Origin of the sequence: Faecalicatena orotica, from assembly GCF_905197545.1 — a bacterium.
Lineage (GTDB): Bacteria > Bacillota > Clostridia > Lachnospirales > Lachnospiraceae > Faecalicatena_A > Faecalicatena_A orotica.
In genome coordinates this window covers 472,974-487,417 of the sequence record NZ_CAJJZH010000004.1, presented here as the reverse complement: position 1 = coordinate 487,417, position 14,444 = coordinate 472,974, and the positions used below count along the sequence as shown (strand labels likewise).

Here is a 14,444-nt window from a genome sequence, read left to right as displayed (position 1 = left end):
AAATAATTTTGTTTTAAAAAAATGGTTTTTAAAATTTTGTTAAATAATATACACTACTAATTCCAAAAAAATTTCTTAAATGGGCGCCAAATGGGGCCCCCCCCTTTTGCGCGCCATTGTCAGAATTTTCAAACGATCTCCCAGGGATTTTTAACCCCTTTCTCATTCATACAACAGCTCTCTATCGAATGCTTCACCATATCGCTCACCGCCTGGTCCGTATAAAAAGCCATGTGCGGGGTTACGATCACATTCGGGAATCCCCTTAGTATATACAGGTCCCGCTTGCTCAGGATATCTGACTTTCTGTCATAATAATACATACCGAACTCATCCTCGATCACGTCCATAGCCGCTGCCCCGATTTTCTCAGATTCCAGCGCGTCAATCAGGTCCTTTGTATCGACCAGCCCGCCTCTGGCAGTGTTAATCAGCACGGCGCCGTCCTTCATCTTATTAATTGCCTCTGCATCAATCATATGGAAATTATCATCATTCAACGGCATGTGAAGGGTAATCATGTCACATGTCCTATAAAGGGTCTCCAGATCTACATATTCTCCATATTTTGCAACACTCTCATTTTGATGATGATCATAGGCGTATATCTTACACCCAAAGCCGCTCAGGTCGCGGATCACTGCCTGTCCGATCCTTCCTGTACCGATCACACCGACCGACAGGTTGTGCATTTCCACGCCCTGTATCCCGGGAAGGGAAAAGTCGTTGATCTCCTCTCTCTGCATGATTCGTTTCATCTTGCGGACCGCCATCAGCATCAGCATAACCGTATAATCAGCAACACACTCAGGCGAATACGACACGTTGCTTACCTTCATGCCATACTTCTTTGCCGCCTCAAGATCGATATGGTCATATCCAATCGTCCTTGTGGAAATCATCCTGACGCCCAATTCGTGGAACTTCGCCATCAGTTCCTCATCGATCTTTGTCGTTATGATACTGATATATTCATATCCTGCCGCAAGGTGCGCATTCTCCATACATGGATCATCATGGCAGATGCCAAGCTCCACCTCATATTCTTTTGAAAATTTCTGAAAAAACACTGCTTCATCAAATTCCCTGTAATTATACACAAAAATCTTCATCTCTTATCCCTCCCTGGAGTGTGTTTGATTCTAGTATTCTACATCAATCCATAGTGCCTGACTGCCCGGGCAATCCCGTCTTCTTCCACTTTTGCCGTCACATATTCTGTATAGGGGTCCAGTTCTTCTGCATGGTTCCCCATCGCAACTGTATGCACTGCATATTCAAACATAGATATATCATTCGTGCTGTCACCGAACACATACGCCTGCTCCCGCTCCATTCTGAATTTATTCATTATAAACTCACATGCCGTTGCCTTAGAATATCCTTTTTGAATACACTCATAAGTATTTTCGCCCCGGTCAATTGGTTCAATGTCCTTCTCGATAAACTTGAAAAATGCCTCCTTATCACTCTTTTCATCCGCGTAGACAAACAGCTTGTCGTAGATAAAATTTCCTGTTTCCAGATACGTTTCCATCCCCAGCCCTTCACTTCGAAAGTATCTTTTTGAACTTTCGAGCCTGTCAAACCGGGAAATCCGTTCCGGCAGGTAAACATCGTCCACTGCCTCTATAATCCCTTCAATTTTACATTCCATCATCTTCCGGATGATTTCGCGCCCTCTTTGTTCCGGAATCGAACTTGCAAACAGAATCTCATCCTGATACGTCAGATATGTTCCGCACCCGCATAAAAATCCATCAAACGGAAACTGTTTTATTTGCGCCGGAATACTGCATAGTGTTCGTCCTGTATTAATAAAAAGCAGATGCCCCGCCTTCTTTGCCGCAAGCATGGCATCCAGAGCGCTCTGTGGTATTTCCTTCGTAATCTCACTTAATATCGTACCGTCAATATCAAAAAATAACGCTGCCTTCTTCATAAATATCTCCTGTCATCCTATTTTCTTTCATTTTTTAATCTCACTCTACCACTTTAACACTATTTCCGTAAAAAATCCATTTCTATACCGCACAAAAAATTCCCGATTCCTCCCATTACTTTACATATTTGCCTCAACCGAAAATATTTCTGTGATTCCGACATATACTGTAGAGAATAAGATTCTGGTGATAAAATGAAAATCAATCTGAAAAATCTGGAAAAGAAAACGCTTTTAAAGAAAGGCGCGAAAACACTGCTGCTGTTTGCAGCCGCTTTCCTCGCCGGAACTGCCGCCGGTAAGGTGCAGGACCACTTCTCTCCCGATGCCGCCGAAACAATCACCTCGGCCGATACCATTCCTGAGGGCAGCGCCGCCTCTGCAGAGATTGCTGCCTCCGCGGACGGAAACTGGGGACTGAGCTTCCAGCAGGAGGGACAGCCGCCGGTCGCCAACGCAACCTCTGAGGAATTGAAAAAATACGATGCATACTATACTGGAAATGCAGACGAAAAAGTCATCTACCTCACCTTCGATGCAGGCTTTGAAAACGGAAACATGCCCGCAATTCTGGATGCACTGAAAAAACATAACGTCTCCGCCACATTTTTTGTCGTCGGCACATTCATTTCAACAAACCCCGACCTCGTAAAACGGATGACGGCAGAAGGCCACACCGTAGGAAACCATACATACCATCACCCCGATATGTCGCAGATCTCGACCAAAGAAGCCTTCCAGAAGGAGCTTGGAGATGTAGAAGCCGCATACAAAGAGGCCACTGGAGAAGAAATGACGAAGTTCTATCGTCCGCCGCAAGGCAAATACAGCGAATCAAACCTGCAGATGGCAAAAGACCTGGGGTACAAAACATTCTTCTGGAGCCTAGCCTATGTCGACTGGTACGAAAATGACCAGCCCACCAAAGAAGAAGCCTTCGAAAAACTCCTCGGCAGAATCCACCCCGGTGCAATCGTCCTGCTGCACAGCACCTCCAAAACAAACGGGGAAATATTAGATGAACTGCTGACCAAGTGGGAAGAAATGGGATATACCTTCAAAACACTGCAGGAACTGTAAAGGGGTCAGACCCTTTTGCGGTCCGTTTTCAGAATAGTCACAAAAAAGCAGCGGCCGGACTCTTGAAAGTCTCTAACCGCTGCTTTTTATTGATTCTGTTGTTCATACTGTATGTACAATTATTTTTTCTTTCTGTTTTTAAATCCCTCTACGATGTTCACCATCTCTTCTGACGGATTAGAGATGACTGCTGAGTTGAATACTTTACACGGTGGAGCCACTGTTACACTCTCCACTGCGGCGCTCACTGCTGATACACTGCCGCTGATAAAGATCAGGGCATGTCCCCCGCACTTTGTATCCTGTGTCTCGTATGATACGTCTGCTGCTTTCAGCATCTGGTCCGTCACCAGCACAGCATTAGCTTCTCCCAGGACTTCTACCAGTCCATATGCTCCATATGCCATAACTAATACCTCTTCCTTACTTATTAATCGTCATTGTGATTGCTGGTTCTGTCTCTGCCAGTGGTGCTGCGATCACTGTATGCGAAACAATCTTTGAAATCGGTTCTGCCACTCTAAGTGCTGCTTCCATTGCCGCTTTTACATTAGAAACATTCCCACGCAGCTTTACGCATGCGCCCGCTCCCAGACGGTTCCTCTCCACTGCCTGAATCTTCACATCCGCAGCCTTGGCTGCCGCATCTAATGCTACAAAACATGCACACTCGCTGTCCAGCTCAAATACACCTATCGCCATACCTTCATATTGTCCGGCCATAATTTCCTCCTGACTGCAGAACAGCTCTTCCCATTACTCTTTTTCTTCTTACTGCTCTGCTAATATTTTTATTATATATAACTGTTCAAACGATTTCAACTAAAAACGGATGATTTCGACGCTTTTTCAGATTTCTGAATTTGATCTTCTAATTTAGATGCTTTCTTCATCTTGTAAAAATAGTAAGGCACCAGAGGGATCAGCGCCGCAAGCCATGCCGCCGGGTCAGAGAGGCAGACTCCGAAGTAACTCGCCCTCCCCGCAAGCACGGCCACAACCGCAGCACGGGCGGCAAGCTCGAATACCCCTCCCAGCATGGGCACCAGTCCGTATCCCATGCCCTGGAGCGCATTCCGGTACACGAAAATGCTTCCCAGAAACGGATAACACCAGAACACTGCCATAAAATACATAACTGCCGCATCAATCACGCCCGTTTCAGACGGCGATACGAACATCAGCACGAGATATCTCCCGAAGAAGAAAATAACTCCCATCAGAACTGCACTGCTGACCAGTATCATAATCTGTGTATACAAAACACCTTTTTTCACCCTGTCCAGCTTTCCTGCACCCCAGTTCTGCCCTACAAAGGTCGCCGCCGTAGCTCCAAACGCAACATAAACACTGGCAACCAGATTCTGTATCTTTGCCCCCGCCGCAAAACCGGCTATATAAACCGCACCGTAAATATTAACAGCACCCTGGACAATGATCGTACCGATGGCGGTAATGGAAAACTGGAGACCCATCGGAATCCCAAGCGCCAGCAGCTTTTTAATGCTGTCCCATGATATCCGGAAATCCTCCCGTTTTAAATGCAGGATATGAAACCTCTTCCTGATATACAAAAAACATAACAATGCCGATATTCCCTGCGCGATCACGGTTGCATACCCGCATCCGACAACCCCCATATGGAACCATGCAATGAATACAATATCCAGAAATATGTTGATCACGGCAGAGATAATCAAAAAATACAGGGGCGATTTGGAATCCCCCAGCGCCCTCATCACGGCCGCAAGGGAATTATAGGCCGCCGTCACGATCAGTCCTGTATAAATCACCGCCATGTAACCGCTCACATCCGGCATCAGTTCCCCCGGAGTATTCATCAGCCTCAGGATTGGTTTATTCGCCGCCAGAAGACCCGCGGTCATAAGGACCGTAATCCCGGCCGTCAGATAGACAGACATCGCCGTAAAATGCCGCATCCGGTCATATTTGCGGGCCCCGAACCACTGAGCCACCAGAATCGCAAATCCGCTGCTAATCCCGCTGATCCATCCCGTAACCATAAACATCAAAGAACCGGTACTTCCGATCGCTGCAAGCGCATTCACCCCGAGGAACTGTCCCGCAATGATAGAATCCGCAATATTATAAAACTGCTGGAATACATTTCCTAAAAACATGGGGACCATAAACCCGATCATCAGCCTGACCGGGCTCCCACTTGTCATATCACCTGATTTTTTAGCGCTCATCTTTCTGAGCCCGCCTCTCTATCAGCTGCCCCGCGATGCTCACCGCGATCTCGGCCGGAGTTTCAGCGCCGATGGAAAGACCTATAGGCGTCGTAATTCTGTCCAGATCAGCCTCCGTGAAACCCATGCCCCTCAACTTTTCAAACACGCCTGCCTTCTTGTGCCTGCTGCCAATCACCCCGATATAATACGCCTGCGTATGGAGGACCTGCGCCTGTACTTCCAGGTCATCCTTGTGCCCCCGCGTCATAATACAGACATAATCCGATGCCCCGATATCCACATAGTCCGCGATATGGCTGTTCTCAATCAAAAGAACTTCCTCCGCTCCCGGAAATAAATCCGGACGGCTGAATTCTTTCCGGTCCTCCAGAACAACGCAGCGGAAATCCACAGACTTCAGCACCGGGACAAGCGCCTGAGAAACATGGCCCCCGCCGAATATATAAACCCTTCCCGATTTCATCATTTTTTCACAGTAAAAAATCCTGCCCCCGGCCTCAAATTGTTTCGCCTTCTCCCCGAGACTTTCGATGACAGCATCCGGCACAGGCTGTCCTACCAGTCCTCCTGTCTGCGCATAAACTGACATGGGTCCCTGTGCCCCCGCCGAAAGTTCATTGATGATCCAGAATTCTTCCCCTGTCTGGTACAGTGCTTCTATATGCTGCATAAGCGCAGTATTCTGCGGTTCAGCGGCAGAAAGAAACTGAAAATACACATCTACATCACCGCCGCAGATCATGCCAAGGTCCTGAACTTCATTTTTCTTCAGGCTGTAGTGCTCTGTACGTGAATCCTTTTCGGCAAGAACCTCCAGCGCCGCTTCCTCACTGTAATACTCCACAGCCCCTCCGCCGATTGTGCCGCCGATCCTGCCTGCAGATGTGACCAGCATACGTGCACCTGTGCCGCGCGGTGTGGAGCCGGAACTTGCAATAATCGTCACAAGCACCGCATCCTGCCCCTGCCGCAGAGTTTCTTCTAATAATTGAAATAGTTTTTTCATGCTATCAATCCTTTTCTTAAAATTTATAACCTTCACTATTATAACCGATTCCCCGGTAAATTGCACCCACAGAATTATTGTGCACACTCAGCGTGCACGGCACGGGGTGAACAGTAACTCCGAAGATTCATATTACCAGAAATGGTAGTCATCCCGTCTTGATTTTCCGACACATATGTCGTACAATAAATTTACAGACACAAGTGTCGGTTTTTCAAAAAATAATCCAGGAGGAAATCAAGTGAATAAAAAAGGTGAAGCAACCAGACAGACAATCAAAGAAAACGCTTACCTGCTTTTCGCAGAAAAAGGATTCAAAGAAGTCACCATGAAGGATATCTGTGAAGCCACAGGTTTGAGCCGCGGCGGACTCTACTGCCACTATACCGGTACCGGGCAGATTTTTTCAGAGATCATCCATGACCTTATGAGCAGGCAGGACCAGGATTTCCAGACTAAACTCAACAGCGGCATATCTGCGGTTACAATTCTGGATGAAGTCCTGAACCGGTATCAAATCGAGATGACCGACAGTGCGGCTTGTTTGAGTGTGGCAATCTTTGAATATTTTAGTATGCAGGAACATGGTTCGAAAGAAAACAGCATTTATGAACAATACCTGCTTTCCTCTGAAATGTGGCAAAGTCTGATACAATACGGGATCGGCAGAAAAGAATTCTATCCGGCCGATGTCCGGGCCGTCATCGACCTGCTTCTGTTTTCCTATCAGGGTGTCAGGATGTACAGCTGTCTCATGCCTATAGACGAAACAATCCCCGCACACATACTGGGGGAAATCCGCAAAATCTTAGTCATTCCCAAGGAGGTATAATTATGGCAACCATATTCCAGCATTACGACAATACAAGGCAGGCATACATCAATCCACAGGATTCTACCAAACCAATTCCCGGCTTTCCAAAGAGGTGCGTCACAACATTTTCAGAAAATATCATTCAGAAATTTGCCTCCGTGAAGGGCGTACAGGTCATTACAAACTTATACTCGGCGAACGGCATTCTCCCCGTCTATGAGATAAACTATGCTGGACACCGGATCGCTTTCTTCCTCTCACGGGTCGGTGCACCTGCCTGTATAGCAGGTCTTGAGGAAATCATCGCATTAGGGGCCGAAAAACTGGTGATGTTCGGCTGCGCCGGAATGCTCGATGACACCGCCACGCAGGGGAAACTCATGATCCCAGTGTCCGCTGTCAGGGATGAGGGCACAAGCTACCACTATCTGCCCTCCAGTGAAACCATCAATGCCGACCCTCATTCCGTTGAAGTCCTAAAGGAATGCTTCTGCAGGAAGAACGTTCCATATGTAACCGGAAAAACATGGACCACCGATGCCATTTACAGGGAGACTCCTAAACGAATCGAAGAACGAAGAAAGCAGGGCTGCCTGACCGTAGAAATGGAGTGCTCCGCCGCCCTCGCCGTCACACAATTCAGGCAGGTTTTGTTTGCCCAGTTCCTGTATGGGGCCGACAGCCTGTCCGGGGAACACTGGGAACCTAATGACCTGATAGAATATGGACTAAAAGGTGCAGAAAAATACATGACTCTCGCTTTTGACTGTGCACTCTGTTTATGATATGTTTAAGAAAAAGAACCTGATTCAGTAGGATTTAAAATGCCGCCTGTGAGGACCTTTACATATTGATCCTCACAGACGGCATTTTTCAATCCTAATCTTTTAACACACTCTGGCCTTACAGCAGTTCTGCTCTGAGTTCCTCCGCAGATTTCATGGAAAGCATTCCCGGAGCAATATCGAATACAGTCCTTCCTCCCGCTTCCCCGTTCTTAGCTAATCTGTAAGCAGCCCTCGCATAGCATACAAGGACACTGGATGTAAATTCCGGATTAGAATCCAGTTTCAGGGAGTATTCGATCACATTTTTATTTCCATCACGTCCGGTCTCACCGCTTCTGATCACGAATCCGCCGTGAGGCATCTTGCTGTGGTTCGCCTTCAGCTCTTCTTCCGTGATAAATTTAACCGTTGTGTCGTAATCTGAGAAATAGTTCGGCATATTCTTGATTGTCTCTTCGATCTCCTTGAGGTCTGCACCCTCCTCGGCTACCACATAGCATTCTCTCAAATGCTTTTCTCTTGTTGTCAGCTTCGGTCCACATCCGCTGCGTACCTTCTCCACTGCTTCTTCAACAGGCACAGTATATTGAATAGCATTCTTCACGCCCGCTACACGGCGGATTGCATCTGAATGTCCCTGACTAACGCCCTTGCCCCAGAATGTATAGGTATCTCCATCTACAAGGATAGACTCCGCGTAGATTCTGTTCAGGGAAAACATTCCCGGGTCCCAGCCTACAGAGATAATTCCGATATTACCACCCTCTTTTGCAGCCTTGTCCATGTTTACAAAATACTCCGGAATCTTCGCATGAGTATCAAAACTGTCGATTGTGTTAAAATTCTTAACAATCTGTGGTCCGATCACCGGAAGGTCTGTCGCAGAACCCCCGCATAAAATCATAACATCAATCTCATCCTTCATACCGGACATATCATCCATATGTACCACCGGCACGCCTTCTGTAAGAATCTTTACAGACTCCGGTGCACGTCTTGTAAAGACTGCCTTCAGTTCCATATCCTCATTGCGCTCCACTGCAAGCTCCACACCACGTCCGATGTTGCCATATCCCACAATTCCAATTCTGATTTTCTCCATCGTATATCCTTCCTTCCAATCTTCATATCACAAGTTTTAACCGATAATTAGTATAACATATGAGGGCGTGATGCACAATTTAAAATTCGTAACAGATTTTACATGCTCCAAAATCTTTTTTGTCACTTTCCTGTCACTTTCCCAAGCTAATATGATATCATCGTAACTGACCAGAACCGGCCAACACCATCGCCAAAGAGGATTTGTAAATCTTTTCGGCGTACCTGTTCCTGTTCTGGCCGGATACGTGTTATGAATCTGGAAAGGAGTTAGAAACTATGGAAATACTGCGCTGCAGCCATCTTACAAAAACTTATGGAAGTGGTTCGAATACCGTATCCGCCCTTGATGATGTCAGTCTTTCTCTCGAAAGGGGAAGCTTCACCGCCATCATAGGGGCATCGGGTTCCGGGAAATCAACCCTGTTACACATGTTAGGAGGGGTGGACCGTCCGACCAAAGGAAACATATTCATAGAAGATACTGATATCTCTGCACTCAGTCAGGAGCAGCTTGCCGTCTTCAGGCGGCGGAAGGTGGGGCTTGTTTACCAGTTTTATAATCTGATCCCCACCCTCAATGTCCGGAAAAACATCCTGCTGCCGGTCCTTCTGGATAACCAGACGCCGGATGAGGAACGATTCCGCCATCTTGTCTCCACGCTGGGTCTCACGGAACGTCTGACACACCTGCCAAGCGAACTCTCCGGCGGACAACAGCAGCGTGTCGCAATCGCAAGAAGCCTGATCTACCGTCCGGCAATCCTGCTGGCTGATGAGCCTACCGGCAATCTGGACAGAAAGAACTCAGAAGAAACCATCGACCTGCTGAAGCTTTCCAACCGGCAGTACGGACAGACCATCCTGCTGATCACCCATGACGAAAAGACAGCCCTCAAGGCAGACCGCATCATTACACTGGAGGATGGAAAAATCCTGCATGACGAGGTGGTGTCCTGATGAAGATTATACGAGAATATGTATGGGATACATTAAGACGGAATAAAAGAACGAGTCTGGCCATTATGACGGCTCTCTTCCTCATGACCACGATGATGTCCTGCTTCAGTGGTTTCGTGTATACGATGTGGACCGATTCCATCGCCCTGTCGGTCAACGAAAACGGAAACTGGCATGGGGAGCTGTTTGACAATACAAGTGCAAAAGACCTTGAATACATTAAAAATTATGCATCCGTATCCGCGGTACTGCTCAAAGGAGCCTGGGAAGCCGCAAAGCTGGAGGATGAAGGCAGAAGAATGTACCTGATTACGCGCGGGGCGAATGAGGAATACTGGAATTCCATGCCGGAAAAAAGCACCGTCATTGAAGGGCGTATTCCAGAGGCCGAGGATGAACTTGCCCTCTCAAAACAATACTTCGATGACCACCCCGAGGCCTCTCTGGGAGACACGCTCACGCTTCCTGTAGGCCAGAGGATCTATGACGGCAGGGTGTGCATGGAAACAGATATATGGCGTGACGGTGAGACCTTCCGCCAGACAGGGACAAAGACTTATAAACTGGTTGGAATCATGGATGTCGCTACCTCCTCTTCTGTTCCTGCCTATACAGGACTTGGCTTTCTGGACGAAGAAACGATTAAACCGGAAGACAATATTACCGTATACCTGCGCTTTGACTCAATACGCAGCACATACAGGGAGCTTCCCGCCCTTGCCGAATCAATCGGATACCAGAAGGATGAATATGGAAACTATAACCTCAGATATAATACAGACCTGCTCCTGAAATATGCAGTCCTTCCGCCTGACCAGATTATAAGCATCACCAGTCTGAACATCCTGGCCGTACCTCTTATGTTCCTTGTACTGGCTGCGCTTCTGATTGCCGTATTTGTACTGGTCATTCACAATGCATTCGCCCTGTCTGCAAATGAAAAAATGACGCAGCTCGGTACGCTCGCAGGGATAGGGGCTTCCCCGAAACAGATCAAATCGGCCGTATCCTCTGAGGCAATGGTGCTCCTGATCATTCCGCTTCCGCTTGGCCTTCTGTGCGGCTGGCTGCTGGATATAGAATTATTCCGCCTGATCAATGCCGCTAATGACATCGGCAGAACGGCTCCCGACATTGTACTGACATTTGGGATTCCCGCGGTTCTGCCCGCTGCGGTTCTTTCCATCATTACGGCATGGTTATCCGCCAGGATACCTGCCAGAAAAGTTGCCAAAATGATGCCTGTAGAAGCTCTGAGACAGGTGGAGACACTGAAAGGGAAGAAAATCAGGCAGAGCCGTATCTCTGGCCATTTTGGAATCAGCGGTGAACTGGCCTCGAATGCCCTGACAGCACGAAAAAAGTCTTACCGGACAGCCACGATTTCACTCTGTCTCTCCTTCCTGCTCCTGACTGGGTTTTTATATATTTTTACTGCCCAGAATGCGGCAAGAGAAGTGTATCGGACACAGGATGAAGCAGAAGGGCATATTTTTCTGTCTATCAGTGACGGCAGGGCGCCCGAGCAGAAGGCGCTTGATGAGTTGAAGGAAGTTCCCGGCGTACAGAAATATGTATTATATGACCAAATGCCCTGTGCCACCTGGATTACACCGGATCAGGCCTCCGATGATATTGAGACCCATTTGGGGGGATTTGATAAGATTGTCTCTGAGAAGAAGTATTCACCAATCGAGAGGGACGGGAAATACCGGATTTTTTCTACACTGATCGGTCTGGAAGACGATAGTTTCCGTGAATACTGCCGGCAATTGGGGATCGATCCGGAAGCATACTATGAAGATTCCTCCAAAGCAATTATCTATAACCAGACCGCTGATCCATACGCCAGCACACGCAGGGAGAATGTATACCGCGAGATGCTGAAACTGGAGGCGGGACAGACCATCCCATTTACAGAACGGGCCTATGATGAGGACACCGGGGATTTTGAATTCCAGCTGACAGCAGGAGATATTGTAACAGAACTGCCTTCCGAGGGACTGGGCCTGTCCAGATTTACGCTGGCAGCAGTCATGCCTATGGAACACGTAATGGATCTGGCAGCCTCCTGCAGTGAAAAGAGACGCCTCAGGGCAGCTTCCGTATATGGGAATTTCATAACAGATACTTCCGGGGGCGTTTCCTATCCGCTGATTGAGAAAACAACCTCCAGAATCCGGGAGATTGTGGGACATTACTATGGGAGCGGTGACTATATGCTCTCAGATCTGGCCGAAAAGGAAGAAATGAGTAAAGAGACAAACGGTGTGATGGCCAAAATCGTTGCCTTTCTGACCGGACTGCTTGCACTGATCGGCCTCTCCAACATTTGGGCAAGTATCTCCGGCAACTTAAGACAGCGGAGCCGTGAATTTGCCATGCTGAAGTCGGCAGGACTATCACCAGCGCAGCTCTGGCGGATGCTGTTTCTGGAAGGCCTGACCCTCGGGCTGAAGCCCCTGCTCTACAGCCTTCCGTTCCAGATCGCCATTCTGGCAGTCTTTCTGAATATAAACGAGGTCGGTTTACTGGAATACCTGCCCTATGCACCTTTCGGGATACTGCTTGGATACACCGGATTAGTCCTCCTCGCAGTCATCGGAGCCTATTATACAGGCGGCAGAAGAATTCAAAGGCAGAATATCATCTCTGCAATCAAGGATGATACCATCTGACACCTATTTTTTATAGAATCTTATACAGAACCGGGCATGTCCGTCAGCAGAGTTCTCTGCACGGATCTGCCCGTTCTGTTCTTCCAAAATCAGTTTGGTAAGCGCAAGCCCGATCCCGGCGCTGTCTTTTCCGGCACGTTCCCCCCTGTAAAACCGTTCAAATAAATGAGGCATGTCTTTCTTGGAAAAGCCGGTGCCTCCGTCTTCAATCAGCAGCTCCGTATATAATGGATTCTGCTCATAGTTTATGCGGATCACTCCGCCTTGTGGCGTATGCTCCGCACAATTTTTAAGTACATTTAAAATGGCCTCGGATGTCCACTGCATATCTGCATTTATCCAGATTTCCTGCCCGCTTTCCGGCGGCCGGACATCCAGTTTTACCTGCCTTTTGTCCAGCATATCCTGAAGCGGCTCTTTAGCGGCATCCAACAGGTCTTCCATGTCTGCTGCCTCCATATGCAGCTTAAGTGTATGGGAATCCAGCTTCGCAAGTGCCAGAAGTCCGTCTACCAGACCTTTCAGCCGTTCGACCTGATGCTTCAGCCGTTCAAGATATTCCTGTTCTTCCTTCTGGGAAGGTTCCAGTAATTCCGTCATCAGCGACATAGACGTAAGCGGCGTTTTTAACTGGTGTGCAATGTCGGCAATCCTCGCTGCCAGTATTTCATGGTCTTTCACTGCCTCTTCTTTTGTACCGTAAAGTTCGGCAACGGTCTTGTAAATCTCATCTTCCAGATGGGAAAATGCATCCTCTTTCCGCATGAGTACGGCCGCCCTGCCCTGGTCTGCCGCTTTTAAGTAATTGGTCAGTTCCGTAATTCTCTCTGCCTGTTTCTTCTTACGTTTTCCTTCTGCAAAAAATATGATGCAGCCCGCTGTCTCAAACAGTACCAGATTGAGCATAAGAGTGAATGGAAGATTATCCGTAAACCTTCCCAGCCTTCTGTATCCATACCTCTTTAAGTATGCCCGGGCGCTGCTGCCTGCTTCGTCTCCTTTTCTATAGGCATCTTTCAGTGCCTCCGGAAGGGACCCCTCCCTTTGAACTGCTTCTGCCAGATTTGCCGTCATGTTATATTCGTGTGCGCTTAAAAATGCAGCTGTCACGAAACCTCCCGCGAAGACGGGGATGAGCCAGAGTATGAAGGAGATCAGAAATGCTTTCATTCCCCGCTGTTTCATGCTTTATCCTCCATCCTGTAACCGATACCGCGTATCGTAACGATAAGCTCTGTGCCGGACAGTTTCTTCCTCAGCCGTTTTACAGTGACTGTTAGTGTATTATCATTAACGAAATTGCCTTCCGCATCCCACAGTTTATCGAGTATCAGATTTCTCGGCAGAGTCCTGCCCTTATTCTCGAGCAGCACGCACAGAAGGCGGTATTCCAGAGCCGTCAGTTCCACCTCGTCCCCGTTCATGCTGACCTGCATCTTATCCTTATCGAGACAGATGTCCCCGCACGACAGCAGGTTCTGCTTTTCTTCCGGCACCCTCCTGAGTACGGCTTTCATCCTCGACTCCAGAACTTCAATATGGAACGGTTTCGTCACATAGTCGTCGGCCCCCATATCCAGCCCTTTCGTAATATCCCGGACATCATCCCGGACCGTCAGGAAAATGATCGGAGTCTTAAATCGCTCCTTTACCCATCTGCAGAAATCATAGCCGCTGCCATCCGGCAGATTGAGGTCGAGCAGGATAAGCTGAAACTCATCGGAAACAGCCTGTTTCCCCGCTTTAACCGTGGAACAGGCTGTACACATATATCCTTTTCGTTTTAATGCTGCTGTAATGCCAAATGAAATTGTCTCATCATCTTCGATTAACAAAATTCTGATCATATGCCCTCCGGA

Annotated in this window: 14 protein-coding genes; 5 read left to right on the top strand and 9 right to left on the bottom strand. The window is 47.9% G+C overall.

Features of this window, described 5'->3' with window-relative positions:
- Positions 1-128: 128 nt before the first annotated feature.
- Together ABIN22_RS11670 and ABIN22_RS11665 are read right to left on the bottom strand one after the other, a co-directional pair.
- Entirely contained in the window at positions 129-1,112 is a 984-nt protein-coding gene (locus ABIN22_RS11670) for a D-isomer specific 2-hydroxyacid dehydrogenase family protein (protein WP_346908784.1), read from the bottom strand.
- A 38-nt stretch (positions 1,113-1,150) separates the two neighbouring features.
- Positions 1,151-1,942, bottom strand: a complete 792-nt coding sequence (locus ABIN22_RS11665; protein ID WP_346908782.1) for a Cof-type HAD-IIB family hydrolase — start codon at positions 1,940-1,942, stop codon at positions 1,151-1,153.
- Positions 1,943-2,137: 195 nt separating this feature from the next.
- Here ABIN22_RS11665 and pdaA point away from each other — a divergent pair, with 195 nt between their 5' ends.
- Positions 2,138-3,022, top strand: a complete 885-nt coding sequence (pdaA, locus tag ABIN22_RS11660) for a delta-lactam-biosynthetic de-N-acetylase (RefSeq protein ID WP_118620759.1) — start codon at positions 2,138-2,140, stop codon at positions 3,020-3,022.
- A gap of 119 nt (positions 3,023-3,141) precedes the next feature.
- Here pdaA and ABIN22_RS11655 read toward each other — a convergent pair whose 3' ends face one another.
- The 4 genes from ABIN22_RS11655 to ABIN22_RS11640 all read right to left on the bottom strand — a co-directional run bounded on the left by ABIN22_RS11655 (position 3,142) and on the right by ABIN22_RS11640 (position 6,244).
- On the bottom strand, positions 3,142-3,429 hold the full coding sequence (locus tag ABIN22_RS11655) for a BMC domain-containing protein (RefSeq protein ID WP_109731591.1): 288 nt from the start codon (positions 3,427-3,429) through the stop codon (positions 3,142-3,144).
- Between the two features lie 16 nt (positions 3,430-3,445).
- Positions 3,446-3,745 carry a BMC-T shell protein gene (locus ABIN22_RS11650; protein WP_118620760.1) on the bottom strand — a complete coding sequence of 100 codons (300 nt, stop codon included), beginning with the start codon at positions 3,743-3,745 and terminating at the stop codon, positions 3,446-3,448.
- 95 nt (positions 3,746-3,840) lie between these two features.
- Positions 3,841-5,235 carry an MATE family efflux transporter gene (locus tag ABIN22_RS11645; protein WP_346908779.1) on the bottom strand — a complete coding sequence of 465 codons (1,395 nt, stop codon included), beginning with the start codon at positions 5,233-5,235 and terminating at the stop codon, positions 3,841-3,843.
- Complete coding sequence (locus ABIN22_RS11640) at positions 5,225-6,244, bottom strand: XdhC family protein (protein ID WP_346908777.1); 1,020 nt, start codon at positions 6,242-6,244, stop codon at positions 5,225-5,227. Before ABIN22_RS11640 ends, ABIN22_RS11645 begins: the two co-directional genes overlap by 11 nt.
- Positions 6,245-6,485: 241 nt before the next feature.
- Here ABIN22_RS11640 and ABIN22_RS11635 point away from each other — a divergent pair, with 241 nt between their 5' ends.
- Complete coding sequence (locus ABIN22_RS11635) at positions 6,486-7,076, top strand: TetR/AcrR family transcriptional regulator (protein ID WP_346908775.1); 591 nt, start codon at positions 6,486-6,488, stop codon at positions 7,074-7,076.
- A gap of 2 nt (positions 7,077-7,078) precedes the next feature.
- Entirely contained in the window at positions 7,079-7,843 is a 765-nt protein-coding gene (locus ABIN22_RS11630) for a nucleoside phosphorylase (RefSeq protein ID WP_346908773.1), read from the top strand.
- Positions 7,844-7,961: 118 nt separating this feature from the next.
- Here the strand turns inward: ABIN22_RS11630 and ABIN22_RS11625 are convergent, their stop codons facing one another.
- The gene (locus ABIN22_RS11625; RefSeq protein WP_346908771.1) at positions 7,962-8,948 is read right to left on the bottom strand and encodes a diaminopimelate dehydrogenase; all 987 of its coding nucleotides are present in this window, start codon (positions 8,946-8,948) and stop codon (positions 7,962-7,964) included.
- 278 nt (positions 8,949-9,226) lie between these two features.
- On the opposite strand from ABIN22_RS11625, the gene ABIN22_RS11620 reads away from it, so the two are divergent.
- Positions 9,227-9,907, top strand: a complete 681-nt coding sequence (locus ABIN22_RS11620; protein ID WP_346908768.1) for an ABC transporter ATP-binding protein — start codon at positions 9,227-9,229, stop codon at positions 9,905-9,907.
- Positions 9,907-12,585 carry an ABC transporter permease gene (locus ABIN22_RS11615; RefSeq protein WP_346908766.1) on the top strand — a complete coding sequence of 893 codons (2,679 nt, stop codon included), beginning with the start codon at positions 9,907-9,909 and terminating at the stop codon, positions 12,583-12,585. Before ABIN22_RS11620 ends, ABIN22_RS11615 begins: the two co-directional genes overlap by 1 nt.
- A gap of 3 nt (positions 12,586-12,588) precedes the next feature.
- Here ABIN22_RS11615 and ABIN22_RS11610 read toward each other — a convergent pair whose 3' ends face one another.
- Positions 12,589-13,770: a sensor histidine kinase gene (locus ABIN22_RS11610; protein WP_346908764.1), complete on the bottom strand. Its 1,182-nt coding sequence runs from the start codon at positions 13,768-13,770 to the stop codon at positions 12,589-12,591.
- On the bottom strand, positions 13,767-14,432 hold the full coding sequence (locus tag ABIN22_RS11605) for a response regulator transcription factor (protein ID WP_118618476.1): 666 nt from the start codon (positions 14,430-14,432) through the stop codon (positions 13,767-13,769). The genes ABIN22_RS11610 and ABIN22_RS11605 overlap by 4 nt, the downstream gene beginning before the upstream one ends.
- Between the last annotated feature and the right edge of the window lie 12 nt (positions 14,433-14,444).